Source organism: Cupriavidus sp. 09_S30 (assembly GCF_056930435.1).
Map to the genome: position 1 here is coordinate 3,260,250 of NZ_JBXOWI010000002.1, position 24,983 is coordinate 3,285,232.

Here is a 24,983-nt window from a genome sequence, read left to right on the forward strand (position 1 = left end):
AAGGCGGGCAAGGCGGGCGGACCGCAGGCAAAAAAAATCGCCGTCGGAGACGGCGGGTGGAAGGGGGCGTCTGCCAGGACGGGGGCCCCGCAGACCCTGGAAGCATAGGCAGCCGTTACAAGACATTGAATACAACTTTGGTGGGGAGCGAATGTGACGCGTTCCGGTGAGAATGCGTCACGCGCCGCCCGCCCTACAGCGACGGCGGCCGGGCAGGCCAACTAGAATGAAACGGATTGGTGCGTGCCTGGAGATGTCATGCACGGCTACTTCTTTTGCCAGACCGCCGCGGGGCAGTTCTCACTGATTCCGCGCGAGCGCGACTGGATGCTGTTGCTGGGAAATGGGGTGATGGGGCGCTATCCGGACGCGCAGGCGGCGGTGGATGCGTTGTGGGAAGGCAGGCTGTCGCTGCACGGCAAGGTCCTGGATGCCAGCGCGCTCGGCGTACCGCCGCGCGCGCAGGAATGGCTCTATCACATCTTGAGTCGATAAGCGATGACGTTCACCGCGCGACCGCGACGCGCTTCGCGGCCGCCCGGGAACGCCGTCAGCACGCGCGGCCTGCGCCGCGCGTGGCTTGGACTTGCCGGAGCCGGCACAGCGAGGGAGGTCGCCATGGGAAGACTCATTGAGTGGGCTAAAAAACATACCAGCCGCCTGTTTCCGATGTCTGCGCAATACGCCGGCGAGGGGGGCAGCCTCGTACGCGTCAGCTGGCAGGCGCTGTCCTCCACCCAGGATGGTCAGCGTACCTGTGTGGCGGAGTTGCAGTTCGACCAGAGCGTGATCGACGCGGTCTACCTTGCCACGCCCGGCGAACTGGACCGCATCGGCTCCCACCTGACCGATCTCGTGTCGCGCTGGCTGAGCACGGACGATCTGGCGTGCATGGGCAGCGAGCCGGTCGTGATCCCTGTCGGCGAGCGGCTGCTGGATCACTGAGGCCGGCGCGCCGGGATCGGCGCGCGCGACGCGGCGCGTGCCGATGGCCGCCGCCGGCCGGCGGTATACTGGGAGCCGTTTTCATTGCATCCGCCGCCGGCTTGCGCGTCCGCCGCGTGGCGCGCCACCAGCCACCGTGCCACAACATCCTGCCGACAACGATCCCCGTCCGCTGCCCCCCGAACGCCCGGGCGACAACGAATGCTGCCAGAGCGGCTGCGATCCCTGCGTCTTCGACTTCTACGCCGACGAAATGGAGCGCTACCGCGCCGAACTGCGCGCCTGGGAGGCGCGCCATCCCGGGCACGCCGAGCGCGCGCCGACCTGAAGGCCCGCCGCGATGCGCGAGCTGCGCGACTTCCTGCTGCGCCATCCCCGGCTCTTCGTGCTGACCGGAGCCGGCATCAGCACGGATTCCGGCATTCCCGGCTACCGCGACGCCCAGGGCGCGTGGCAGCGCACGCCGCCGGTGCAGCTGCAGGACTTCCTCGGCTCGCACGCCGCCCGGCAACGCTACTGGGCGCGCAGCATGGTGGGCTGGCCGATCGCCGCGGGCGCGCAGCCCAATGCGGCGCACTACGCGCTGGCCGAACTGCAGTTGCAGGGCAGGTTGAGCGGCCTCGTCACGCAGAACGTGGACGGGCTGCACCAGCGCGCCGGCAGCACCGGCGTGATCGAGCTGCACGGCACCATTGCCACCGCTTCCTGCCTGTCATGCGGCGAGCAGCACGCGCGCACACTGATCCAGCGCGAGCTGGAGCAGCACAATCCGGACTGGCTCGGCCTGCGGGCGGAGGCGGCCGCCGACGGCGACGCGCACCTCGAGTCCGAACACTTCGGTCATTTCCATGTGCCGGTGTGCCGCCGCTGCGCGGGCATGCTGAAGCCGGATGTGGTCTTCTTCGGCGACTCGGTGCCGCGCGAGCGCGTGCAGGCCGCCACGCAGGCCCTCGAGGCGGCCGATGCGGTGCTGGTGATCGGCTCCTCGCTGATGGTCTATTCCGGCTACCGCTTCTGTGTCTGGGCGCAGCGGATGGGCAAGCCCGTGGCGGCGCTCAACCTGGGCAAGACCCGCGCGGACGCCATGCTCGCGCTCAAGGTGATGCAGCCTTGCGGCCCGGCGCTGTCGGCGCTGGTGGCTGGCCTCGCGGCGCCCGCCGCCTGAGCGGCGCGACCGGCGTGTCCGGCGTGTTGCGGTCCCTGGCCGCGTAAGCTGGAAACGCGGCCTGCGGCCGCGTAAGTTGGAAGCGCGGCCTGCGGCCGCGTCAGCGCTGCTTGATCTGCACGCTGATACCGTCGGACAAGACCGTGATCGCGCCCGGCTCGATATCGCGCCCGCCGATGTGCAGTTCCTCCGGTTTGAAGGTGTAGAGCGGATAGTCCTTGAGCAACTGCTGCGCGGCGGTGGCGCCGATGGCATTCAGCGGCTCCTGGTATTGCGCCGGCATGCCCGCGACCTGCACCTGCTGCAGCGTCGGATTGTCCAGCAGCACCGCGCGTCGTGCGGGGTCATAGCGGATGCCGCTGTTGAGCGCGAGCGATCCGTTGAGCGGGGCGCCATTCAGCATGAGGTTGTCGATGCGCGCGTCCACCTGCGTGGTGACGCGGTTCGACGCCGGGTCCAGCAGCAGGCGCGGGTGGCTCAGCTCGACGCTGAGCAGGCCGCCGCCATAGCGAAGCGTGGCGGGAAAGCGCTGTGCCAGCGCCTGCTCCAGTTGGTCGCGCGTGAAGGTGTATTCACCGGTCCAGATGTTGTAGCCGGCCAGCGCGCCGTGCGCGCCGAGCGCCAGCGCGGCGGTGAGCGATGCGGCGATGCAGCGGATGGCGCGACGGCGCGCCGGTCGCGGGGATTGCTTGGGGGTGTTGGACATGGATGGACGTGCGGATGGCGGCGCCCGGCGCCGCAATATCCAATCAGACTCCGCGCCCACGGGCTTCGTTCCGGACATCCGCGGGTGCGCGCTATGCGCCACGCGTCACGTGGCGCCGCGGGGCCAGTCTCCCGGCAGGATCAATAATGCGGGGGAATCTCATGCTGCGGGCCCGCGTTGTCGGCGCCGCCGCTGTTGCGAACCTGCTGGTAGAGTGCCCGGAACTGCTCCTGCAGCAAGGCGATTTGCTGCTGCTGCCTCGCCACGGTCGCGTTGAGCGTTTCCAGCAGGTCCTCCTGGAAGGCCAGCTTGATCTCCAGTTCGGTAAGGCGGGACTCCATCGCGCGTTCTCCATCTGACTTCGCCATGCGGGCGGGCATTGTAGAACATGGGACGCGTGGATGCTCCGCCTGCCGGCGCGCACGGGCCGGCAGGGGCTCAAGGGCTCAAGGGCTCAGGGCTCAGGGCGCGTCATGCGCCACGATCACCATCCATGAGACGCCGAAGCGGTCCGCCACCATGCCGAAGGCCGGCGAGAAGAAGGTGCGGCCCAGCGGCATCAGCACCTGGCCGCCATTGCCGAGGGCGTCGAACAGGCGCCGGGCTTCGGCTTCGTCCTTGGCATCGAGCGACAGCGCGAAGCCCTGGAAGGCGGGCTTGCCCTCGCAGCGGCCGTCGGAAGCCATGACCGTGGTGTCACCGATACGCAGCGCCGCGTGCATGATCTTCTCGACATTGGCAGGCTGCGCGCAGCCGCTGCCCGGCTGCTGCGGCTCAGGGTTGTCCTTGAAGCGCATCAGGGTGATCACTTCCGCGCCGATGGCGCCCCGGTAGAACTCGACCGCCTCTTCGCAGCGGCCATCGAAGAACAGGTAGGACTGGACTTGCATGGATGCTCTCCTGGAAGTCGCGCCGCGCCACCATCGCGGCGACGGCGCAGGTTTGTGTACGGCGTACACAAAAACATAGGCGCTAATGTGGTTGTTGTCCACATAATCGCGTGCCCGGTTACAAAAATGCGGTGCCCCCGGAGCTTGCTCTAGACTGGCGGCCTGCCGGCGAGGCAGGGGGAAGGAGACATCGTGCGTTATGAATTGACGGACCTGCGGTTGTTCCAGGCGATCGCGCAGGCACAAAGCCTCTCGAACGGCGCGGCGGCCGTGCACATCACGGCCTCGGCTGCGAGCTACCGCTTGAAGAACCTGGAGCACGCGATGGGCACGCCACTGTTCGTGCGCAGCGCGCGTGGCATGGAACTGACACCGGCGGGCGAGACGCTGCTGGTCCATGTGCGCGAGCTGCTGCTCGGCGTCGAGCGGATGCATGGCGAGGTGGGGCGCTTTGCCGCCGGGCTGCGCGGCCACATCAAGCTGCTGGCCAACAGCAGTTCGCTCAATGGCTTCATCATCCCCAGCGTGAGCCGCTTCCTGGGCGCGCATCCCGAGATCAATATCGATCTGGAGGAGCGTGCCAGCGAGGCGATCCTGGCCGCGGTGGCGGCACAGGAGGCCGATATCGGCATCCTCGCGGCCGCGGTCGACACGCCGGGCGTGCGCGCGTCGCGCTACGCGGTGGACGAACTGATCCTGGCCGCGCCGCCCGGTCACCCGCTGCTGCGCCAACCGGGCGCGGCCGGCGGCATCCGCTTCGGCGCGGCGCTGGAATTCGACTTTGTCTGCATGAGCCGCGCCAGCAGCAACTATCTGTTCCTGCGCGAGATGGCGCAGCGCGAGGGGCGCAGCCCAAACGTGCGTTTGCACGCGCACGGCTTCGATGCCGTGCTGGCGCTGGTCGAGGCGGGCGTGGGGCTGGCGCTGGTGCCGCGCAGCGTGGCCGCGGCAGCGCTGCAGCAGGCGCGCATCGGCGCCGTGCCGCTGGCCGAACCGTGGGCGCGCCGCGAACTGAGCCTGATCGTGCGCGCCGATGGCCGGCTGCCGGCTTTCACCGCCGCCTTCGCGCAGTTCCTGCTGGAGGATCCGAGCGTGGCGGCCACGCGCGAGGCGGGCTGAAGGACCGTGGCGGCGGTGGCCGCCCCGGTGTCCGGAGCGCGGGCGGACTCAGCGCTTGCGCTGCAGGAAGGACTGCATATGCTGCTGCGGCTCGCCGGTGTCGAAGGCGCTGCCGAACTCCGCCACGCTGCGCGCGATCGATTCATCGACCGGCGCATCCTCCCACTCGCGCAGCAGCCGCTTCTGCTGGCGCAGCGCCGTCGGGCCGAAGCCGGCCAGCAGCGTGGCCAGCCGCGCGACTTCCTCGTCCAGCGCCGCCAGCGGCACGGTCTTGTGCACCAGGCCCCAGGACAGCGCTTCGGCGGCCTCGCAATGCTCGCCGGTCAGCAGCAGCCAGGCGGCACGCGCATTGCCGATCAGCCTGGGCATCAACGCGGCGTGGATCACCGAGGGAATGCCGACCTTCACCTCCGGCATGCCCAGGCGCACGTCGTCGGCGGCGATGCGCAGGTCGCAGGCCAGCGCCAGTTCCAGGCCGCCGCCCAGGCACCAGCCGGGCATGCGTGCGATGACCGGAGCCGGGCAATGCCGCACGGCGTCACACAGCGCGCGCAGGCCGCTGATGAAGCGCTCGGCGCTGGCGCGGTCCAATGCCGCCATTTCCTTGATGTCGGCGCCGCCGACCAGCCCCTTGTCGCCGCTGCCGCGCAGGATCAGCACGCGCACGTCCGGGTTGGCCGACAGTGACGTGACTGCCGTGGTCAGCGCCTGGATCACCGGGGTGGAGAGAATGTTCAGCGAGCCGGCGCCGCGGATGGTGAGCGTGGCGATGCCCTGGGCGTCGACCTCGACGCCGGCGTACTGCGCATATTGCGAGTCTTGCGAGTCGGCCTGCTGGCCTTGCGTGACGATTTCACTCATGGATTCTTCCTGGTTCTCGTGGTTCTCGTGGTGGTCGTGGTGACGGTCGTTGCGCCGGCTCATTGCAGCTTGGCGAAGTGGATATCCTCGACGATCTTGCGCCAATGCGCATTCTGCGTGCGGATGAGCTGGGCGAACGCCTCGCGCGAGCTCGGGCTGGGCAGGGCGCCCTGCTTCTCGATGGCGGCCACTACCTCTGGCTCGGCCAGCACCTGGCGTACGGCCTGGTTGAGCTGGTCGAGGATGGGCGCCGGCACGCCGGCGGGCGCGCCCAGGCCGAACCATGAGGGGTTGTTCATCGCGGGCAGGCCCAGTTCGCCGTAGGTGGGCACGTCGGGCAGCAGCTTCAGGCGCTGGCGCGCCGCCACCGCAAGCGGGCGCAGGCGGCCGCCCTGGATCAGGCCGGCCGAGGAGGGAATGTTGTCGAACACCACCTGGATCTGCCCGGCCACGGCGTCGTTGAGCGCGGGGCCCAGGCCCTTGTAGGGCACGTGCAGCAGCTTCGTGCCGGTTTCGCGCATGAACAGTTCGCCGTTCATATGGCTCAGGCCGCCGTTGCCGGAAGAACCGAAGGAGTATGCGCCCGGTTTGGCCTTGAGCAGGCTGATGAAAGCGTGCAGGTCCTTGGCGGGGAAGTCCGGGTTGACCACCAGCACATTGGGCACGTCGGCCAGGTTGCTGATCGGCGCGAAGTCCTTGACCGGGTCATAGGGCGTCTTCAGGTAGACGTTGGGATTGACCGCATGCGAGCTCTCCACCTCCATCACCAGCGTGTAGCCGTCCGGCGCTTGCTTGGCGGCATAGGCGCTGCCCACCGCGCCGCCCGCGCCGGGACGGTTCTCGATCACCACCGGCTGCTTGAGCACGGGGCCGAGCCGCGTGGCGACGATGCGCGCGATGATGTCGGTGGTGCCGCCGGCCGCGTAGGGCACGATCAGCTTGATGGGCCGGTCGGGATAGGGGCCGGCCTGGGCCGCGCTGGCGAGCGCGGCGCCCGCCAGCAGGGCGACGGCGCGGGGAAGCGTAGATCGCACGGTTTGTCTCCGAAGGTTGGGGATGTTTTGTGGTGGCGCGGCGCGCGGCGCGCGGCGCAGGGCCGCGCCCCGTCAGCCGGCGCCGTGCTCGTCCAGCAGCGGCGGCGCCAGTGTTGCGTGCGGCGGGCAGCCCGCCAGCATTGGGTTCCGGACCAGGGGGATGGCGCCCAGGCGCGGGTGCTCGACGTGCTGCAGCAGCGCGCGGTGCCGCACCTGCGGATGGGCGAAGACTTCCTCCATGGTGTGGATCGGGCCCCAGGGCACGTCGGCGGCATCGAAGGCCTCGGTCCAGGCGGCGCGGGGGCGCGTGGGAAAGACCTCGGACAGGATGGCGCGCAAGGCCTCCAGGTGCTGCAGGCGGGCGGAATTGGTGGCGTAGCGCGGGTCCGTGGCCAGCGCGCCGAGCCCGGCCACCGCGCAGAAGCGCGCGAACTGCGCGTCGTTGCCGATGGCCAGGATCAGGTGGCCGTCGGCGCAGCGGAAGACCTCGTAGGGCGCGCAGTTGGGGTGCGCGTTGCCGCTGCGCTGCGGGTTGCGGCCCGAGACCAGGTAGTTGGCGCCCTGGTTCGCGTTGAGCGCCACCGCCACGTCGAGCAGGGCAATATCGAGGTGCGCACCGGTGCCGCTCGACTGGCGCTGGAACAGCGCGGCCAGCACGGCCGAGGTGGCATACATGCCGGTGGACAGGTCGACCACCGCCACGCCGGTGCGCAGCGGCCCGGCGCCGGGCGTGCCGTCGGGCTGGCCGGTGTAGCTCATCAGCCCGCCCATGCCCTGGAATACGTAGTCGTAGCCGGGTTTGCCGGCCATCGGTCCCGACTGGCCGAAGCCGGTGATGGACAGGTAGACAAGGCGCGGATTGACCGCCTTGAGCGTGTCGTAGTCCAGGCCGTGGCGGCGCAGCGTGCCGACCTTGTAGTTCTCCACCAGCACGTCGGCCTCGCGCACCAGCTCCAGCAGGCGCGCATGGCCCTCGGCAGTGGTGAAGTCGAGCGCGATCGAGCGCTTGCCGCGGTTGCAGCAGAGGAAGTAGGCGGACTGGCGGGCCTCGCCGTCGGCCGCTTCCAGGTAGGGCGGCCCCCAGCCGCGCGTGTCGTCGCCGCGGCCGGGATGCTCGACCTTGGTCACTTCGGCGCCGAGGTCGGCGAGGTTCTGCGTGCACCAGGGACCGGCCAGGATCCGCGACAGATCCAGCACCTTGATCCCCTCCAGGGCCCGATGAAGCATGTCGGCTCCGTGTCGATGAAAGGTGCGGCCGAGTATGGGGGCGCTCCCCCGCGGCGGGCCAGTCGAGAGTTTTGAAGCGCGCGTTCGCGCAATTCGAATGCCCGCCGCATGCCCGCGCCCGTCGCCGCCGTTTGGCGCACCGTTTGGCGCACCGGCGCGTCCGTGTCACAATTACGGATTGGCATCCGAATCCGGCTGCTCGCGTTGCCTGGTCCCGCCCGGGGCCGGAAAACCGGCGTTCCCGCCGAAAGGCCACCGCACGGCCGCGGGAAGAGCGCCGAAAGAGCCGACAAACTCACACCATCACTGGCGATGACTACCATTCTGCAGCACATTCCGACCGGCCAGCGCGTCGGTATCGCCTTCTCGGGCGGCCTCGACACCAGCGCAGCGCTCCTGTGGATGCGCCAAAAGGGCGCGATTCCCTACGCCTACACGGCCAACCTGGGCCAGCCCGACGAGCCGGACTACGACGACATCCCCCGCCGCGCCAAGCAATACGGCGCCGAGGACGCGCGCCTGATCGACTGCCGCCAGCAGCTGGTGGCCGAGGGCATCGCCGCGCTGCAGTGCGGCGCCTTCCACATCTCGACCGCGGGCGTGACCTACTTCAACACCACGCCGATCGGCCGTGCCGTCACGGGCACCATGCTGGTGGCTGCGATGAAGGAAGATGACGTCAACATCTGGGGCGATGGCAGCACGTTCAAGGGCAATGACATCGAGCGCTTCTACCGCTACGGCCTGCTGACCAACCCCGGCCTGCAGATCTACAAGCCCTGGCTGGACCAGACCTTCATCGACGAGCTGGGCGGCCGCAAGGAGATGAGCGAGTTCCTCATCGCCAACGGCTTCGACTACAAGATGTCGGTCGAGAAGGCCTATTCCACCGACTCGAACATGCTGGGCGCCACGCACGAGGCCAAGGACCTCGAGCACCTGAACGCCGGCATCAAGATCGTCCAGCCCATCATGGGCGTGCCGTTCTGGCGCGATGACTGCGCCATCAAGGCCGAGGAAGTCACCGTGCGCTTCGAGGCCGGCCAGCCGGTCGCGCTGAACGGCAAGACCTTCGCCAATGCCGTCGAACTGCTGGCCGAGGCCAACCGCATCGGCGGCCGCCACGGCCTGGGCATGAGCGACCAGATCGAGAACCGCATCATCGAGGCCAAGAGCCGCGGCATCTACGAAGCCCCGGGGCTGGCGCTGCTGTTCATCGCCTACGAGCGCCTGGTGACCGGCATCCACAACGAGGACACCATCGAGCAGTACCGCGACAACGGCCGTCGCCTGGGCCGCCTGCTGTACCAGGGCCGCTGGTTCGACCCGCAGGCCATCATGCTGCGCGAGGCCGCGCAGCGCTGGGTGGCCAGCGCCATCACTGGCGAAGTCACCATCGAGCTGCGCCGCGGCAACGACTACTCGCTGCTGAACACCACCTCGCCCAACCTGACCTACCAGCCCGAGCGGCTGACCATGGAGAAGGGCGAATCGATGTTCTCGCCGCAGGACCGCATCGGCCAGCTGACCATGCGTACGCTGGACATCGTCGACACCCGCCAGAAGCTGGTCAACTACACCAAGGGTGGCCTGCTGACCGGCGGCGACGCTGGCCTGCCCCAGCTGGAAGACTGAACGCGGATGGCAGCAGGGGCATGACTCCCGCTGCCTGTCCCGCACCGACGCCGCCGGCAGTCCTGCCGGCGGCGTTTTGTTTTTCCGGCCGCCAGGCCACGTCCCCGATGCCATGACCTCTTCCGCCAGCGATCCAAGGGATCCACAGACGACCGTTCCAGATTTCAGCGCCGAGGAGCAGGCCGGCTTCTACCGCCTGGTTGCGGCGCGGCGCGACATGCGCCATTTCGTCGCCGGTGCGCAGGTGGAAGAGACAACCCTGCGCCGCCTGCTGGAGGCGGCCCACAGCGCGCCCTCTGTCGGCCTGATGCAGCCCTGGCGCTTTATCCGCATCGCCGCCCCAGGCCTGCGCGCCCGCATCGCCGACCTGGTGGAGCAGGAGCGGCAGAACACCGCCGCGGCGCTGGGCGAGCGCGGCGAGGCCTTTCTCAAGCTCAAGGTAGAAGGCGTCAAGGATTGCGCCGAACTGCTGGTGGTGGCGCTGGCACCCGACGATGGCACCGTGTTCGGCCGGCGCACCATGCCGCGCGAGATGGCGCTGTGCTCGGCCGCCTGCGCGATCCAGAACCTGTGGCTGGCCGCGCGCGTGGAGAATATCGGGATGGGCTGGGTGTCCATGTTCGCGCCGCAGGCCCTGGCCGACCTGCTGCGCCTGCCGGCAGGCAGCCAGCCCATCGCCATCCTGTGCCTGGGGCCGGTCCATGCCTTCTACCCGGCGCCGATGCTGGAGCTGGAGGGGTGGCGGCAAGGCCGTCCGCTCGACGCGCTGCTGCACACTGACGGCTGGGGCGAATAGCCGCGGCCTGCCCGCTGCCGCCCGGCGCTGCCGGTGCTGCCGGTGCTGCAGTGCGCCGACGCGCCGACGCGCCGCCGCTGTCGGCGTGTCGGCGTGTCGGCGTGTCGGCGGACAGGGCAGGGATCGCCTGCCCTGCAAGACCGCCGCGCACGCGGCACAATGCCAGTCGCGGCGGCCCGCGCCGCCACGCGTCGTCTAACCACCACCTGCAAAGACCCGCCATGCCTGACTCGAACATGCTCTATCGGCGCCTGGGCGCCAGCAACCTGAAAGTGTCGGCCCTCTGCCTCGGCACCATGATGTTCGCCGACCAGACCGATGAGGCCGAAGCCGGGCGCATCGTTGCCCGCGCGCGCGAGCGCGGCGTCAACTTCATCGATACCGCCGATGTCTACAGCCGGGGCGCCTCGGAGCAGATGGTGGGACGGCTGCTGACAGCGGACCGCGATCACTGGGTGCTGGCGTCCAAGCTCGGCAATCCCATGGGCCCGGGCCCCAACCAGTCGCACTATTCGCGCACCTGGATCCTGCGCGAGACCGAAGACAGCCTGCGCCGCCTCGCCACGGACTATCTCGACATCCTCTACCTGCACCGCGACTACGCCGGCGAGAACCTGGAGGAAGCGGTGCGCGCGATGGGCGACCTCGTGCGCGCCGGCAAGATCCGCTACTGGGCCCTGTCGAACTTCCGCGGCTGGCGCATCGCCGAAGTGGCGCGCCTGTGCGAGCAGCTTGGCGTGCCGCGCCCGGTCTGCTGCCAGCCGTACTACAACCTGCTCAACCGCATGCCGGAGGTCGAGATCCTGCCGGCCTGCGAATACTACGGACTGGGCGTGGTTCCCTACAGCCCGATCGCGCGCGGCGTGCTGACCGGCAAGTACGTGCCGGGTCAGCAGCCGCCAGAGGGCACGCGCGCCGGACGCGCCGACCGCCGCATCATGGAGACGGAGTTCCGCCACGAGTCGCTGGTCATCGCCCAGACGCTTAAGGCGCATGCCGCGACGCGCGGATTGACACTGGGGCAGTTCGCCACCGCCTGGGTGCTGGGCAACCCGCTGATCAGCTCGGTCATCGCGGGACCGCGTACGCTGGCGCAGTTCGAAGACTACTTCGGCGCGCTGGGGGTGCCGATCTCGCCGCAGGAAGAGGCCATGGTCGATGCCCTAGTGCGCCCGGGCCACGCTTCCACGCCCGGCTACACCGACCCGAACTATCCCTTCGGTGGCCGGCCGGTGACGGTGGCGGCGAACTGAGGGCACGGGGGGGCACGGCGGCGTTACCCCGCTGCCGCGCTTTGGTACCTTGCCGGGCCGGTCCGTTGCGCACGCGCGACCGGGCCGGCCACCTTGTGTGGCACGGTCTCCACCCGCCGCCGCGTCTCAAATTCTGTGCGCGAAAACACGCGCATTCCGCGCGCCAGCGACGATACTAGAGGGATCATCGAGCTTCCGTCGCAACGCTGCCGCAGGATTGCCGCCGTGCTGCCCAGGGTCCTGAACCGGTCTTCCGCCTCCGCGTCCGACGCGGAGCGCGAGGCCGTTCGCCGCGCGCCGCGGCGCGTCTGGATCCGAGTGGTGCTGCTGCTGACCACCCTGGGTGGCGTCTACATCATCGGTCACAGCATCGCCGATGAAATACGCACCTCGCGCCTGCAGGCGCGCTACTTCGCCCGCCTCGGGCGCGACCTCGGTTTCGAACTGCAGCCCGGCGCCAGCGACAGCATCCGGTATCCGCACCCGTCTCCTTATGACACCCGTTTGGGGTATGCGCTGCTGCCGGATATCGCGTCCCGGCTCGAGGCGCGCGGCTACGTGCCCGATGCCCAGGCGCGCATGTCCGATACGATGCTGCGGGCCGTCGATGCCGGCCTGTTCGCGCCTTACCGCGAAAAGGACCAGGCCGGGCTGGCGCTGCTTGACTGCAACGGCCTGACGCTGGCCTCACAGCACTATCCGCAGCGGCAGTACGATGGCTTCGGCGCGGTGCCGGCGGTGCTGGTCAGCGCGCTCCTGTTCGTCGAGAACCAGGGCTTGCTCAATCCCGAGTACCCGGAGCTGAATCCGGCCCTGGACTGGGTCCGCTTCTCGCATGCCATTGTCGACCAGGGCCTGCGGCTGGTGCTGCGCCACCACGAATCGCCCGGCGGCAGCACGTTGGCCACCCAGATCGAGAAGTTCCGGCACTCGCCTGAAGGCCGCACTGCTTCCGTCAAGGAGAAGCTGCGCCAGATGACCTCGGCCTCGCTGCGCGCCTATCTGGGCGGGCCGGACACACAGGCCGCGCGCGAGCGCATCGTGGTGGACTACCTGAACACCGTGCCGCTGTCGGCACGCGCGGGCTTCGGCGAGATCAACGGCATCGGCGATGGATTGTGGGTGTGGTACGGCGAGGACTTCGGCGAGGCCAACCGCCTGCTGGTGAACATGGATCCCGCCAATCCGACCCCGCGCGAGGCGCAGGTGTTCAAGCGCGCGTTGTCGCTGATCATCGCCCAGCGCCGGCCTACCTACCACCTGCGCCGCGACGACACCAACCTGGATGCGCTGACCGGCAGCTACCTGCGGCTGCTGTCGGCCAGCGGCCGCATCACGCCCGCGCTGCGCGATGCCGCGCTGGCACAGTCGCTGGAGAAGGCCGCGCCGCCGCCGCAACCGCAGCAGCCGCCCTACGTCACGCGCAAGGCCGTCAACCAGTTGCGCGCGGACCTGGCCAGGCTGACCGGCATTCCCAGCCGCTACGAACTCGATCGGCTCGACCTGCGCGCGAGCAGCAGCGTCAACCGCGAGGCGCAGGCCACCATCACGGACGCGCTGCAGCGCGTGCGCGAGCCGGATGGCGCGCGCGCCATGGGGCTGTACGGCTACAACATGCTGCGCCCCAAGGACGATCCCAGCAAGCTGGTGGCGAGCTTCACCCTCTACGAGCGGGTCGGCAATGCCAGCCTGCTGCGCGTGCAGGCCGACAATGTAGACCAGCCCTTCGACCTCAACAGCGGCGCGCGGCTGAACCTCGGCTCTACCGCCAAGCTGCGCACCCTTGTCACCTATCTGGAGATCGTCACTGAATTGCAGGCACGCTACGCCGGCATGAGCCGCGCCGAGCTGCAGGCCGTCCAGCTGCCGCGCCAGGATGTGCTCAGCCGCTGGGCCATCGACTACATGCTCAAGACCAAGGATGTCGACCAGCGCGCGCTGGAGCCGATGCTGGAAGCGGCGCTCGAGCGCAAGTATTCCGGCAATCCGGGCGAAGCCTTCTACACCGGCGGCGGCATGCAGGGCTTCTCCAACTTCGAGCGCTGGGAAGGCGAGCGCATCATGACCGTGCGCCAGGGCTTCCAGCATTCGGTCAACCTCGTCTTCATCCGGCTGATGCGCGACATCGTCCGCTATGAGGTGGCACAAGCCCACCCCGAGCTGGATCGGCTGATGGAGGACCGTTCATCGCCCGAGCGGCGCGGCTACCTCGAACGCTTCGCCGACATGGAAGGCAGCGCCTACATGACGGGCTTCTATCGGCGCTACCACGGCCTGGACCGGACCCACCGCGTCACCACGCTGCTGGACCGGGTGCGTGCGCCCGCCGCCATGCATGTCGGTGCGGTACGCCTGGCGGTGACGTTGCTGAGTGTGGAGCCTTCTCTCGACGAAGAAACCTTCGGCAAGGTGCTGCGCGCGCGCCTGCCCGCGCTGAAGCTGTCCGACGAAGACATCGACAAGCTCTACCAGAAGTATGGCCACGACAAGTTCAACCTGAACGACCGCGGCTACCTGTCACGCATCCACCCGCTCGAGCTGTGGCTGGTGGAATACCTGGCCAGCCACCCAAAGGCCACGCTGGCCCAGGTGCTGCAGGACAGCCGCGCGCAGCGGCAGGAAGTCTACCGCTGGCTGTTCCGCACGCACAGCAAGTTCGGCCAGGACAACCGCATCCGCACCCTGCTGGAGCAGGACGCCTTCGCACATATCGCGCAGCGCTGGCAGCGGCTTGGCTATCCCTTTGATTCGCTGACGCCGTCCTACGCCACCGCCATCGGCGCGTCGGGCGACCGCCCGGCAGCGCTGGCCGAACTGGCGGGCATCATCCTCAGCGGCGGCATGTCGGTGCGTACCGCCGCACTGACGCGGCTGCAGTTCGCCGACGGTACGCCCTACGCGACCCACTTCACGCTGCAGCCGCCGCCGCCCCAGCGCCTGCTGCCCGAGCCGGTGGCGGCGCTGGTGCGCCGCTCGATGACGGATGTGGTGGAGGGCGGCACCGCCAAGTCGATCCACGATGCGTTTATGGTGCCCGGCCAGCCGCCATCGATGCAACTTTCGGTGGGCGGCAAGACCGGAACCGGCGACCAGCGCTACCAGGTCGGCGGGCCCGGCGGCAGGGTGATCGCATCGTACTCGGTCAGCCGTTCAGCCACCTTCGTGTTCACGCTGGGTGAGCGCTACTTCGGCACCGTGACGCTGTTCGTCAAGGGTTCGGATGCAGCGCACTACAACTACACCAGCGCGCTTGCGGTGCACCTGCTGCGCGCACTGGCGCCGCAACTCACAGCGATGGCGGGCAGCACCGGAACGAATCGCGCCTTGCTGCGGTGTCCGCGCGGGTGAGGGGAGAAAACCGCGCTGGCGGTGCGTCAGCCCCGCTCATTAGGGGTTGGCGCAGGGCGTGTCAGGCGGGCCAGCTTGCGCTGGCCATGCCGGCGGACAACAGTAGGCACAGCGGCGAATACACGCGGCTGTCCAGGCTGGCAAAGGGCTCTCCACCCAGGCGCTTGAAGAACCCCACGTAGCGGAAGTCGCCGATGGCGCGGCCCAGCATGGCCAGCGCCACGACGGCGCCCGCCCATTGCAGCCAGCGGGACGGGGCGGATGCACCCAGGAGGCCGCCATTGAAGGCCGCAAGCCAGGCAAAGCCGAACAGCGCCAGCGCGACCGCAAACGTGCCCGGCGCCGACGGCCGGAACAGCGGCTTTCCATCCTTGATGGGCAGCGCGGCCGCATGGGCCAGGCGGCCCCCGAAGGCCCAGTACACGTGCCAGAGGGCAAGCACGATCAACACAGCGGACGTTACTGCGGCGACAACAGCTTGCACTTGCATGACGTGTTCCTAACCCTGGGATCCGCAAGTGTAAACCCCAAAACAAAACAGGCGCCCGAAGGCGCAATGCCGTTCAGTTAAGCCTATGTCGTCGTTCCCGCGCAGGCGGGACAATGCTCGCAGGGCATTGGACGTCCGCAGGACGGCCCGCAGGGCGAGCGCCAGCTCGCAACCCAGCGGCTTTGGTCTGCGAGACAACAGCTTGTTTCGGCTCCCCCGCAGGGGGAGTCGAAACAAGCTTTTGCCACGATCAACCCACGCCGCTAAAGGCAAAGCGCTAAGACCCGCGCCACCCCAAAAGAAAAATGCCGCCCAGCCTAAACTGAACGGCATTCGCCAGAAGGCGCCTGTTTAAGCAACGGAGCCGTCGGTGTTATCCGGCCCGCCATGGCGAAGACGAAGCCATCGCCGCCCGCAGCCTCAAGCCGCCTTCTTCGCGTTGATCACCGCCTCGGCCACACTGGCCGGCGCCTCGGCATAGTGCTTGAACTCCATCGTGTAGGTGGCGCGGCCCTGCGTGAGCGAGCGCAGCGAGGTGGAGTAGCCGAACATCGTGGCCAGCGGCACTTCGGCGCGCACGATCTTGCCGCCGCCTCCGGCGATGTCCTCCATGCCCAGCACCATGCCGCGCCGGGAGGTGAGGTCGCCCATCACGTTGCCGGTGAATTCCTCCGGCGTCTCCACCTCCACCGCCATCATCGGCTCGAGCAGTATCGGCCTGGCCCGGCGCATGCCTTCCTTGAAGGCCATCGAGCCCGCCATGCGGAAGGCGTTCTCGTTGGAGTCCACGTCATGGTAGGAGCCGAACACCAGCGTCACCTTGACGTCCACCACCGGATAGCCGGCCAGCACGCCGGCGCTCAGCGTGTCATGGATGCCCTTGTCCACCGCCGGGATGAACTCGCGCGGCACCACGCCGCCCTTGATGGCGTCGACGAATTCATAGCCCTTGCCGTGCGGCTGCGGCGCCAGGTCGATCACCACGTGCCCGTACTGGCCGCGCCCGCCGGATTGCTTGATGAACTTGCCCTCGACATCCTTCACCGGCTGCTTGATGGTCTCGCGGTAGGCCACCTGTGGCTTGCCGACGGATGCTTCCACGCCGAACTCGCGCCGCATGCGATCGACGATGATCTCGAGGTGCAGCTCGCCCATGCCCGAAATGATGGTCTGGCCCGATTCCTCGTCGGTCTTGACGCGGAACGACGGGTCTTCCTGCGCCAGGCGGTTCAGGGCGATGCCCATCTTTTCCTGGTCGGCCTTGGTCTTGGGCTCGACGGCCTGCGAGATCACCGGATCGGGGAAGCTCATGCGCTCCAGGATGATGATCTTGTTCGGATCGCACAGCGTGTCGCCGGTGGTGGCTTCCTTCAAGCCGACCGCGGCGGCGATGTCGCCCGCGCGCACTTCCTTGATCTCGTTGCGCACATTGGCGTGCATCTGCAGGATGCGCCCGATGCGCTCGCGCTTGGACTTGCCCGGGTTGTAGACGGTGTCGCCCGAGTGGACCACGCCCGAGTAGACGCGGAAGAAGATCAGCTGGCCGACGAAGGGGTCGGTCATGATCTTGAAGGCCAGCGCGGCGAACGGCTCGTCGTCGCTGGGATGGCGCTCGGCCTCGCGGTCGTCCTCGGTATGGCCCAGGATGGCGGGCACATCCACCGGTGACGGCAGGTAGTCGATCACCGCGTCGAGCATGCTCTGCACGCCCTTGTTCTTGAAGGCGCTGCCGCACAGCATGGGAACGATCTGGTTGGCCACGGTGCGCTTGCGCAGGCCGGCCTTGATCTGCTCTTCGGTCAGCGGCTCGCCGGACAGGTATTGTTCCAGCAACGCCTCGCTGGCTTCCGCCGCGGCTTCGACCATCTTCTCGCGCCAGATCTGCGCGGTCTCCAGCAGCTCGGGCGGGATGTCGATGTACTCGAAGCGCACACCCTGGCTTTCGTCGTCCCAGACAATGCCCTTCATCTTGACCAGGTCGATCACGCCGCGGAACTTGTCCTCGGCGCCGATGGGTATCTGGATGGGCACCGCGTTGCCCTTGAGCCGTTCGAGGATCTGGCTGTGCACGCGGAAGAAGTCCGCGCCCACGCGGTCCATCTTGTTGACGAAGGCCAGGCGCGGCACCTTGTACTTGTTGGCCTGGCGCCAGACGGTTTCGGACTGCGGCTGCACGCCGCCGACGGCGTCATAGACCATGCAGGCGCCGTCGAGCACGCGCATCGAGCGCTCCACCTCGATTGTGAAGTCGACGTGGCCCGGGGTGTCGATGATATTGATCCGGTGCTCGGGATAGTTGCCGGCCATGCCACGCCAGAATGCCGTGGTGGCGGCCGAGGTGATGGTGATGCCGCGCTCCTGCTCCTGCTCCATCCAGTCCATCGTAGCCGCGCCGTCGTGCACTTCACCGATCTTGTGGTTCACGCCGGTGTAAAACAGGATGCGCTCGGTGGTGGTGGTCTTGCCGGCATCGATATGCGCGCTGATGCCGATGTTGCGGTAGCGTTCGATCGGTGTTTTGCGAGGCACGTTTGGCTCCTGGAAGGACTGCCCGAGTAGCGTAGCACTTTCGGCGTTTTCCGGTTGAACGCTGCGCACATTCCCATTTCCGAGGTGTGCATGGCAGGGCGTGCAGTGATGGAATTGCCGGCGCGAGCGCGCCGGCCTTAGCGTGCGTGATACGCCACAAGCGGAAGTCTTTGGACGCCGTCGAAGAAACGTCTGACACCAAAAAAAGAAATGTCGCATAGATCGTGCGGCAGTGTCTTTTTAGACTCGGGCCACCGATGCAGCTTTTTCCCACAGGCCCGGGTTCTGCCAATGCTACCCGGGCATTCAAGAGGTGATGATTCTATGACGACGATCCTGATCGTGGACGACCATCCTGCCCTGCGCCTGGTGCTCAAGACGCAGTTGGAACAGGTGCTCGGCGTCAATGGCGTGCTGGAGGCCGACAACGGGCAAGCGGCCGTGGAGGCAGTGCGCCAATACGCGCCCGACCTGGTGGTGCTGGACCTGGATATCCCCAAGATCAACGGCCTGGATGTCGTCCCGCGCTTGAAGACGCTGCAGGCCGGCATCCGCATCCTGGTGGTGTCCGGCCAGGACCAGCGCGCCTTCGCCACACGCGCCATGCAGGCCGGTGCGCAGGGCTTCGTCAGCAAGACGCAGGACCTCAAGGAAATCGTCCGCTGCGTGGAAGCGGTGATGGCCGGCTACATGGTCTTCCCCGCGATGCCGCGCGACAGCGGCGCCTCCGCCCGCGTGCCGACCCCCGACGAGGAGCGCCTGCGCCGCCTTTCCGACAAGGAGGTCATCATCCTGCAGATGCTGACCAAGGGCCTGTCCAACAAGGCCATCGGCGAGGCGCTGTTCATCAGCAACAAGACGGTCAGCAGCCACAAGGCCCGCATCATGATCAAGCTGCAGGTCGGTTCCCTGGTCGAACTGGTCGATTTCGCGCGCCGCTGCAAGATCGCCGCGTGAAGCGCGCGCACCTGCCGATGGCAGCCGGCGGGCAGGGTTGCCGACATTCAGGAATTTTGACGGCTTCATGCAAGGCGCTGCCGTGCAGGCTCGGCGCGGCACTGGCACACTGAGGCCTTGTTCCTCGTGCCGCGCCTTTGCATCTGACGGGGCGCGCCGCTTAGGAGATCGTCGTGGGTGATTTGCAGGCCTTGCTAGAGCACCACGGGCTGATGCTGGTGTTCCTCAATGTGCTGGCCGAGCAGGCTGGCTTGCCGGTGCCGGCCTATCCGATGCTGTTCGTCGCCGGGGCGCTGGGCATGCAGGATTCCGGCCCGTCCATCGGCGCCGTGCTGGCCGCCGTGATCCTTGCCTGCCTGATCGCCGACACGGCCTGGTACCTGGCCGGCAAGCGGCTCGGGCAGCCGATGCTGCGCACGGTCTGCCGCGTCTCGATCTCGCCCGACAGCTGCATCCGCCAGACGCAGTCGATCTTCCTGAAGCTGGGGCCGCGCTCGCTGCTGTTTGCCAAGCTGCTGCCCGGCGCCGGCGCCTTGTCGACGGCCATGGCCGGCATGACGGGCACGCGCTACACCGTCTTCCTCTTCTATGACGCACTTGGCTCGCTGGTCTGGGCCGGCGCTGCCTTGCTGGTCGGCGTGGTGTTCAGCGACTTCGTCGACGTCATCCTGAGCGCCTTCAGCGCGTATGGCCACCTTGCCGTCATGGCCGCGGTGGCGGCGTTCGCGCTCTTCCTGGCCTGGCGCTGGTGGCGGCGCGTGCACCTGTTGCGCCGCACCCGCCGCATCCCGCGCATGACCGTGGACGAACTCGAGGCGCGCCGCAGCAATGGCATGCTGCCGCTGGTACTGGATGTGCGCTCTGTGTCATCTGACGACATCGAACGCATCCCCGGCGCGCTTCCCGCCGATCTCAACTCCGCATTGCAGTTGCTGGCCGACCGTCCGCCCACCGCCGAGATCGTGATCTACTGTGCGTGCCCGAACGAGGTCTCGGCCGCCATCCTGGCCGAACGGCTGAACGCCGCAGGCTATGTCAGCACCTGGGCGCTGGCGGGGGGCTTCGACGAATGGAAGCGCGTGCACGGGGAGGCTGCGACGCAGGAAGCGCCACGGCAAGCGACGCAGGCGGTGGTGCACAAGCCCGCTGCCGGCTGAGTCCACGATTCCATCCCTCAGGCCCGGTCGCGGCGAGCGGCCGGGCTCGCTTCCTCCGCCCGGCGACGGGCCACCTGCTTCGCCACCCGCATGTCGGCATCTCGTCGAGGGTAAACCTGAGTCTGGCGCACGCAGTGCCTTGCACTGCGCTCCGACTGCCTATACTGGGCTGAACACTTCGCTGGGCTGAACCCTTCGAGACGGAGGATCGGATGCGAGACGAAGCCCATCCTGGCAGCGACGAGCCGGCCCGTATCGCGCGCCGGCGCAAGCTTCTCGGCATTCCCCTGCGCCAGCGCGACGGCGCGCGCAACTGGGCGCTGGCGCTCTCGGGGGGCGGCATCCGCAGCGCCACCTTCTGCCTGGGCGTGCTGCAGGCCCTGGCCAAGGCACCGCCGCCACCGTCGCTGCGCGAGCCCGAGCCCGAGCCGGAAGCGGCAGGGCGCGCGCCCGCCGAGTCGGCCGCGCCGCCGCCCCCTCCTCCCGTGCCGCCGACACTGCTGGCGCAATTCGATTACCTGTCCACGGTCAGCGGCGGAGGCTACCTCGGCGCCTTCTTCGCCAGCCTGTTCGTGCCCGGGCGCCTGCGCCGGGGCACCAATCCGGTCCAGGCGGCCGGCGATGCCTATCGCACACTGCAAAGCGAGCCGCCTGGGCGCATCCATACCAGCCACAGCGACGAGCCGACACGGGAGGCCGTCGCCTGGCTGCGCGAGAACGGGCGCTACCTGACCCCGACCGGCGCCGGCGATGCGCTCTATGCCGCCGCCACGGTCGTGCGCAACTGGTTCGCCATGCACTGCGTGCTGGGCAGCGCGCTGGTGACGGTGCTGGCGGCACTGGCCCTGGGCCGGCACTTGCTGACGGGCGCCTGGATCGCGCTCGGACGCTATCAGATCGACCTCCTGCACGATGCCCGCCAGGCCTTCAACGAAGGCGGCCTGCCGCTGTGGTGGAGCGAACTCCTGTGGTTGCCGTTGGCGAGCCTGCTGCTGCTCGCCGTGCCACCCGGGCTGGCGTACTGGCTGGTCTACCCCTCGCCGCAGGACCCCCAACGCGCGCGCCTGTTCAATGCCGCTACCCTGCTGGCCGCCCTGGCCGGACTCGGTTTCCTGCTGGCCGCCGCCGCCGTGTTTCCCGCGCATGCGCTGGGGCTGTCGCTGGCGTATCTGTTCCTCTTCATCGGCGCCACCATCCTGCTCGGCGTGGCCTGGTGTGCCGCCATGCTGCTGGCGCCGGCCACGGTCACCAGCTACCGCGTGCGCGCCACGCGGGCGCTGCGCTTCGGCCTCGGGCTCACGCTGTGGCTGGTCGCGCTGGGCCTGGCCGATACCCTGGCACGCAGCACCTACCTCTATGGCTACATGGCCCGCCAACACTGGAGCGTGCTGGCGCCCGGCGGCGTGCTGGGCGCCCTTGTCTGGATGGTGCGCTACGGCAGCACTCTGCTGGACGAGCGCGGCCGCGCCGGCGGGGCGGGGGGCGCGGGCTGGCTCAGCCATCTGCCGGTGTCCTTGCTCGCCGGCATCGCCGCGGCGGTGCTGGCACTGCTGGTCTTCATCCTGTGGTCGTGGCTGGTGCTGTGGGTGCGCTGGAACGGCCACGAGCCGGTCGACTGGCTGGTGTTCGGCAATGCCTGGACGACGCCGGTGCTGAGCCTGCTGACTCTAGCGGCGCTGGCCCTCGCGCTGCTGGCCGGCCGCTTTGCCGGCTTCCTCAACCTTTCCACGCTGCAGCCCTTCTACGCGGCGCGGCTCACGCGCGCCTACCTTGGCGCCTCCAACGGCCAGCGCTTCGGCAGCGCCGAACACGCGGCGACGCCCGCGCGGCGTGCCGCGCTCAGCGTGGCCGAGCCGGTGGCCGGCGACGGGCTCAGCCTGAACGCCTACTACGATCCCAAGGTGCTGGCGCCGCTGCACCTGATCAATGTCACGCTGAACCTCACCATCGACCCCGCCGAGCAGCTGGTCCAGCGCGATCGCAAGGGCAAGCCCCTGTGCGTCGCGCCGGGCGCGGGCAGCGTCTCACACGGCGCGGCCTTCCTGCCGCCGGACAACTATGCGCGCTTCACCGTCGACGGCCAGCCTTACCACCCCGCCAGCGGCAAGGCCAGGGCCAGCGAAGTGACGCAGGCGCAGGGCGTCGGCGACTGGGTCGCCATCTCGGGCGCGGCGGTCTCGACCGGCCTCGGCCGCGCCACCACGCTCGGCACCTCGATGCTGATGGGGCTCGCCAATCTGCGGCTCGGCATCTGGTGGCCGTCCTATCCGCTGGACGCCGGACATGGCGCCCATGCCTCGCGCCGCCAGGCCGACCGCGCGGCGCACCCCTGGCTGGACCGCTTCATCGCGCTGTTCGGCACCCAGTACTACCTCGGCTGCGAGCTCTCAGCGCGATTCCACGGCACCCGGCGCGGCTGGCAGTACCTGTCGGACGGCGGCCATTTCGAGAACACCGCGGTCTACGAGCTGCTTCGTCCGGAGCGCAATGTCGGCCTGATCGTGCTGTGCGACTGTGGCTGCGATCCCGACTACCGCTTCGGCGACCTGGCCAACCTCGTGCGGCTGGCGCGCATCGACCACGAGCTGGAGATTGCCGTCGACGAGCACGCGGCGGCCGATCCGGTGCTCGGCCAGGTATTCGGCGTGCCCGAGGACTTCCGCGCTGCCGCTCCCGCGGTCGGCAACGGTGGCAAGTGTGCACTGCTGCTCAACGTGTACCGCGCCGCAGAGGCGCAGCCGCGCCAGCCGGTGTGCCGCATCGTGTTGATCAAGCCACGCCTGACCGACTTCGTGCCGGTCGACGTCAGGGAATACGCCGCCACGCATCCCGCCTTCCCGCAAGAGCCGACCGCCGACCAGTTCTTCGACGAAGCGCAGTGGGAGAGCTACCGTGCGCTGGGCCTGGCCATCGGCGAGCGGGTCTTCGGCGGCGGCCCGCGCGGCGATGCGGTGGCGCGGACTTTGTTTGCACTGTGACCCGGCTGCCCTGCAGCCATGAGGCGATGCGGCGGCAGGCGCCAACGTCGCCGGTATCGTGCGCAGGCGGGCGCGGTCGCCGCGCGGGACGCGAAGCAATCCGCCGCTGGCTATGCCTGCATAGGCAGGCCCGGAATCAGCGGCGTACCCGTTTCTGCGGCCACGCCAGCATGGCCGTTTCGGCCACCGATTCCAGCGCCGCGCGCGTGGCGCCGTCGCGCGCCTGCATCGACATGCCCTGCATCACGGTGTTGAAGAAGCGCGCCAGGGCAGCCGCATCGGCATCCGCAGGCAACTCGGCGCTGTCGATCGCTTGCTGGATGCGCGTCTGCAGCGCGGCCTGCATGTCCTTGCGGCGCTGCTTCAGGGTGTCGTCGATATAGGCGCAGTCGACGGAATGGCTGGCGCCGGAGAGCAGGAAGCAGCCGGCCGGGTTGCCGCGTGTGCTGAACAGGGCGGCCGCGCCGTGCAGCAGCGCGTGGATGGCCAGGTGTGCGGCGCCGGGCTGCGCCAGCGGCGCATACAGGCGCGCGCCGTGCGTCTGCGCGTAGCGGTCCACGGCCTCGTAGAAGAGCTGTTCCTTGCTGCCAAAAGCGGCATAGAGGCTGGGCGCGGTGATCGACATCGCCTCGGTCAGCGCGGCGATCGAGGTGGCGTCATAGCCATGCCGCCAGAACAGTGACATGGCGGTGCCAAGGGCCGCGTCGCGGTCGAACTGGCGGGGGCGGCCGCGGCCGGGCGATACACTCTTTTCCATAGTGGTCATTATATTTTTCCGTTGTCACCGCCGCCAGCGCTGATTAATATAACGATCGCTCCATAAATCAGGACGATGCCCCGGCTGCCCGCCCTTGCGGCGGCCGAGGGGGCACGCAACGCCGATGATTCCCTACTCCCTGCTGGACCTGTCTCCCATCGCGGAAGGGTCCGATCCGGGCCAGGCCATGCGCAATTCGCTCGACCTGGCGCGCCACGCCGAACGTCTCGGCTATCGCCGCTTCTGGCTGGCCGAGCACCACAATATGCCGGGCATCGCGAGTGCCGCCACCGCGGTGCTGATCGGCTACGTGGCGGGCGGCACCTCGACCATTCGCGTCGGCTCGGGCGGCGTGATGCTGCCCAACCATTCGCCGCTGGTGGTGGCCGAGCAGTTCGGTACGCTGGCCTCGCTGTATCCGGGCCGCATCGACCTGGGCCTGGGCCGCGCGCCGGGCACCGACCAGGCCACGGCGCGCGCGCTGCGCCGCCATCTCGGGCAGGACACGGCCGACACCTTTCCGCAGGATGTCGAGGAATTGCTGGCCTATTTTGACGAGCCGCGGGCGGGGCAGCGCGTGCGCGCGGTGCCGGGCGCGGGCCTGAAGGTGCCGATCTGGCTGCTGGGCTCCAGCCTGTTCAGCGCGCAGCTGTCCGCGGCGCTGGGGCTGCCATTCGCCTTCGCCTCGCATTTCGCGCCGGGTTTCATGCGCCAGGCCGTCGACCTGTACCGCCGCACGTTCCGTCCCTCGGAAGCGCTGGCCAGGCCGCACGTGATGCTGGGCCTGAACGTGTTCGCCGCGGACACGGAAGCCGAAGCCAGGCGCCTGTTCAGTTCGCTGCAGCAGCAGTTCCTGGCGCTGGTGCGCGGCACGCCGGGCAGGCTGCGCGCGCCGGTGGACGATATCGAATCGATGTGGACCGAGAGTGAGGCCGACCATATCCGCCGCTCGCTGGCCTGTTCCGTGGTGGGGGATGCGCAGGGCGTGCGCGAAGGCCTGCAGCGCTTCATCGAGGACCTGCGCCCCGACGAGCTGATGCTGACCGGGCAGATCCACGATCACACGGCGCGCTTGCGCTCCTTCGAGATCGCGGCGCAGGCGCTGCGCGAACTGGCGCCGCGCAACTGAACGCGGC

22 protein-coding genes are annotated in these 24,983 nt (G+C 68.7%); 13 read left to right on the forward strand and 9 right to left on the reverse strand.

Annotated features, from left to right (window positions below; translation table 11 throughout):
• Positions 1-258 precede the first annotated feature (258 nt).
• The 4 genes from AC1Z3O_RS34755 (at position 259) to AC1Z3O_RS34770 (ending at position 2,110) form a co-directional block, all read left to right on the forward strand.
• A complete protein-coding gene (locus AC1Z3O_RS34755) occupies positions 259-495 on the forward strand; it encodes a hypothetical protein (RefSeq protein ID WP_483521801.1) in 237 nt (78 codons plus the stop codon).
• Between the two features lie 123 nt (positions 496-618).
• Positions 619-945, forward strand: coding sequence for a hypothetical protein (locus AC1Z3O_RS34760; RefSeq protein WP_483521803.1), 327 nt, complete (start codon positions 619-621; stop codon positions 943-945).
• Positions 946-1,081: 136 nt separating this feature from the next.
• A complete protein-coding gene (locus AC1Z3O_RS34765; protein WP_483521805.1) occupies positions 1,082-1,273 on the forward strand; it encodes an oxidoreductase-like domain-containing protein in 192 nt (63 codons plus the stop codon).
• 12 nt (positions 1,274-1,285) lie between these two features.
• Entirely contained in the window at positions 1,286-2,110 is an 825-nt protein-coding gene (locus tag AC1Z3O_RS34770; RefSeq protein WP_483521807.1) for an NAD-dependent protein deacetylase, read from the forward strand.
• Between the two features lie 100 nt (positions 2,111-2,210).
• On the opposite strand, the gene AC1Z3O_RS34775 is transcribed toward AC1Z3O_RS34770, so the two are convergent.
• From AC1Z3O_RS34775 to AC1Z3O_RS34785, 3 genes are all read right to left on the reverse strand, one after another.
• The gene (locus AC1Z3O_RS34775) at positions 2,211-2,816 is read right to left on the reverse strand and encodes a DUF1439 domain-containing protein (protein ID WP_483521809.1); all 606 of its coding nucleotides are present in this window, start codon (positions 2,814-2,816) and stop codon (positions 2,211-2,213) included.
• A gap of 140 nt (positions 2,817-2,956) precedes the next feature.
• Positions 2,957-3,157 (reverse strand): SlyX family protein, encoded by a 201-nt coding sequence (locus tag AC1Z3O_RS34780; protein ID WP_483521811.1) that lies wholly within the window; start codon positions 3,155-3,157, stop codon positions 2,957-2,959.
• Positions 3,158-3,277: 120 nt separating this feature from the next.
• Complete coding sequence (locus AC1Z3O_RS34785; RefSeq protein WP_483521813.1) at positions 3,278-3,706, reverse strand: VOC family protein; 429 nt, start codon at positions 3,704-3,706, stop codon at positions 3,278-3,280.
• Positions 3,707-3,898: 192 nt separating this feature from the next.
• Here AC1Z3O_RS34785 and AC1Z3O_RS34790 point away from each other — a divergent pair, with 192 nt between their 5' ends.
• Positions 3,899-4,825, forward strand: coding sequence for a LysR family transcriptional regulator (locus AC1Z3O_RS34790; protein WP_483521815.1), 927 nt, complete (start codon positions 3,899-3,901; stop codon positions 4,823-4,825).
• Positions 4,826-4,873: 48 nt separating this feature from the next.
• On the opposite strand, the gene AC1Z3O_RS34795 is transcribed toward AC1Z3O_RS34790, so the two are convergent.
• From AC1Z3O_RS34795 to AC1Z3O_RS34805, 3 genes are all read right to left on the reverse strand, one after another.
• Positions 4,874-5,686 (reverse strand): enoyl-CoA hydratase, encoded by an 813-nt coding sequence (locus AC1Z3O_RS34795; RefSeq protein ID WP_483521817.1) that lies wholly within the window; start codon positions 5,684-5,686, stop codon positions 4,874-4,876.
• 59 nt (positions 5,687-5,745) lie between these two features.
• Positions 5,746-6,720, reverse strand: coding sequence for a Bug family tripartite tricarboxylate transporter substrate binding protein (locus tag AC1Z3O_RS34800; RefSeq protein ID WP_483521818.1), 975 nt, complete (start codon positions 6,718-6,720; stop codon positions 5,746-5,748).
• A gap of 72 nt (positions 6,721-6,792) precedes the next feature.
• Positions 6,793-7,947, reverse strand: a complete 1,155-nt coding sequence (locus AC1Z3O_RS34805) for a CaiB/BaiF CoA transferase family protein (protein WP_483521820.1) — start codon at positions 7,945-7,947, stop codon at positions 6,793-6,795.
• Between the two features lie 312 nt (positions 7,948-8,259).
• Between AC1Z3O_RS34805 and argG the strand changes: the two genes are divergently transcribed.
• The 4 genes from argG to AC1Z3O_RS34825 all read left to right on the forward strand — a co-directional run bounded on the left by argG (position 8,260) and on the right by AC1Z3O_RS34825 (position 14,979).
• Positions 8,260-9,582: an argininosuccinate synthase gene (argG, locus tag AC1Z3O_RS34810; RefSeq protein ID WP_483521822.1), complete on the forward strand. Its 1,323-nt coding sequence runs from the start codon at positions 8,260-8,262 to the stop codon at positions 9,580-9,582.
• A gap of 112 nt (positions 9,583-9,694) precedes the next feature.
• Positions 9,695-10,378 carry a 5,6-dimethylbenzimidazole synthase gene (gene bluB / locus AC1Z3O_RS34815; RefSeq protein ID WP_483521824.1) on the forward strand — a complete coding sequence of 228 codons (684 nt, stop codon included), beginning with the start codon at positions 9,695-9,697 and terminating at the stop codon, positions 10,376-10,378.
• 221 nt (positions 10,379-10,599) lie between these two features.
• Positions 10,600-11,631, forward strand: a complete 1,032-nt coding sequence (locus tag AC1Z3O_RS34820; RefSeq protein WP_483521826.1) for an aldo/keto reductase — start codon at positions 10,600-10,602, stop codon at positions 11,629-11,631.
• Positions 11,632-11,955: 324 nt separating this feature from the next.
• Complete coding sequence (locus AC1Z3O_RS34825) at positions 11,956-14,979, forward strand: transglycosylase domain-containing protein (protein WP_483522154.1); 3,024 nt, start codon at positions 11,956-11,958, stop codon at positions 14,977-14,979.
• A 61-nt stretch (positions 14,980-15,040) separates the two neighbouring features.
• On the opposite strand, the gene AC1Z3O_RS34830 is transcribed toward AC1Z3O_RS34825, so the two are convergent.
• Entirely contained in the window at positions 15,041-15,469 is a 429-nt protein-coding gene (locus AC1Z3O_RS34830; protein ID WP_483521828.1) for a DUF3995 domain-containing protein, read from the reverse strand.
• 420 nt (positions 15,470-15,889) lie between these two features.
• Entirely contained in the window at positions 15,890-17,998 is a 2,109-nt protein-coding gene (fusA, locus tag AC1Z3O_RS34835) for an elongation factor G (RefSeq protein WP_483521830.1), read from the reverse strand.
• A gap of 324 nt (positions 17,999-18,322) precedes the next feature.
• On the opposite strand from fusA, the gene AC1Z3O_RS34840 reads away from it, so the two are divergent.
• The 3 genes from AC1Z3O_RS34840 (at position 18,323) to AC1Z3O_RS34850 (ending at position 23,090) form a co-directional block, all read left to right on the forward strand.
• On the forward strand, positions 18,323-18,955 hold the full coding sequence (locus AC1Z3O_RS34840) for a response regulator (protein ID WP_483521832.1): 633 nt from the start codon (positions 18,323-18,325) through the stop codon (positions 18,953-18,955).
• A 173-nt stretch (positions 18,956-19,128) separates the two neighbouring features.
• The gene (locus AC1Z3O_RS34845; RefSeq protein WP_483521834.1) at positions 19,129-20,112 is read left to right on the forward strand and encodes a DedA family protein/thiosulfate sulfurtransferase GlpE; all 984 of its coding nucleotides are present in this window, start codon (positions 19,129-19,131) and stop codon (positions 20,110-20,112) included.
• A gap of 212 nt (positions 20,113-20,324) precedes the next feature.
• Complete coding sequence (locus AC1Z3O_RS34850; protein WP_483521836.1) at positions 20,325-23,090, forward strand: hypothetical protein; 2,766 nt, start codon at positions 20,325-20,327, stop codon at positions 23,088-23,090.
• A gap of 136 nt (positions 23,091-23,226) precedes the next feature.
• Here AC1Z3O_RS34850 and AC1Z3O_RS34855 read toward each other — a convergent pair whose 3' ends face one another.
• The gene (locus AC1Z3O_RS34855; RefSeq protein WP_483521838.1) at positions 23,227-23,856 is read right to left on the reverse strand and encodes a TetR/AcrR family transcriptional regulator; all 630 of its coding nucleotides are present in this window, start codon (positions 23,854-23,856) and stop codon (positions 23,227-23,229) included.
• Between the two features lie 115 nt (positions 23,857-23,971).
• On the opposite strand from AC1Z3O_RS34855, the gene AC1Z3O_RS34860 reads away from it, so the two are divergent.
• Positions 23,972-24,976, forward strand: a complete 1,005-nt coding sequence (locus AC1Z3O_RS34860; protein WP_483521840.1) for an LLM class flavin-dependent oxidoreductase — start codon at positions 23,972-23,974, stop codon at positions 24,974-24,976.
• The last annotated feature ends 7 nt before the right edge of the window (positions 24,977-24,983 follow it).

Bases quoted from the DNA above. Each gene is read 5' to 3' on its own strand.
- AC1Z3O_RS34755 (WP_483521801.1), top strand. From the start codon at position 259: ATGCACGGCTACTTCTTTTGCCAGACCGCCGCGGGGCAGTTCTCACTG.
- AC1Z3O_RS34760 (WP_483521803.1), top strand. From the start codon at position 619: ATGGGAAGACTCATTGAGTGGGCTAAAAAACATACCAGCCGCCTGTTT.
- AC1Z3O_RS34770 (WP_483521807.1), top strand. From the start codon at position 1,286: ATGCGCGAGCTGCGCGACTTCCTGCTGCGCCATCCCCGGCTCTTCGTG.
- AC1Z3O_RS34775 (WP_483521809.1), bottom strand. From the start codon at position 2,816: ATGTCCAACACCCCCAAGCAATCCCCGCGACCGGCGCGCCGTCGCGCC.
- AC1Z3O_RS34780 (WP_483521811.1), bottom strand. From the start codon at position 3,157: ATGGAGTCCCGCCTTACCGAACTGGAGATCAAGCTGGCCTTCCAGGAG.
- AC1Z3O_RS34785 (WP_483521813.1), bottom strand. From the start codon at position 3,706: ATGCAAGTCCAGTCCTACCTGTTCTTCGATGGCCGCTGCGAAGAGGCG.
- AC1Z3O_RS34795 (WP_483521817.1), bottom strand. From the start codon at position 5,686: ATGAGTGAAATCGTCACGCAAGGCCAGCAGGCCGACTCGCAAGACTCG.
- AC1Z3O_RS34805 (WP_483521820.1), bottom strand. From the start codon at position 7,947: ATGCTTCATCGGGCCCTGGAGGGGATCAAGGTGCTGGATCTGTCGCGG.
- argG (WP_483521822.1), top strand. From the start codon at position 8,260: ATGACTACCATTCTGCAGCACATTCCGACCGGCCAGCGCGTCGGTATC.
- bluB (WP_483521824.1), top strand. From the start codon at position 9,695: ATGACCTCTTCCGCCAGCGATCCAAGGGATCCACAGACGACCGTTCCA.
- AC1Z3O_RS34820 (WP_483521826.1), top strand. From the start codon at position 10,600: ATGCCTGACTCGAACATGCTCTATCGGCGCCTGGGCGCCAGCAACCTG.
- AC1Z3O_RS34830 (WP_483521828.1), bottom strand. From the start codon at position 15,469: ATGCAAGTGCAAGCTGTTGTCGCCGCAGTAACGTCCGCTGTGTTGATC.
- AC1Z3O_RS34840 (WP_483521832.1), top strand. From the start codon at position 18,323: ATGACGACGATCCTGATCGTGGACGACCATCCTGCCCTGCGCCTGGTG.
- AC1Z3O_RS34850 (WP_483521836.1), top strand. From the start codon at position 20,325: ATGCGAGACGAAGCCCATCCTGGCAGCGACGAGCCGGCCCGTATCGCG.
- AC1Z3O_RS34855 (WP_483521838.1), bottom strand. From the start codon at position 23,856: ATGACCACTATGGAAAAGAGTGTATCGCCCGGCCGCGGCCGCCCCCGC.
- AC1Z3O_RS34860 (WP_483521840.1), top strand. From the start codon at position 23,972: ATGATTCCCTACTCCCTGCTGGACCTGTCTCCCATCGCGGAAGGGTCC.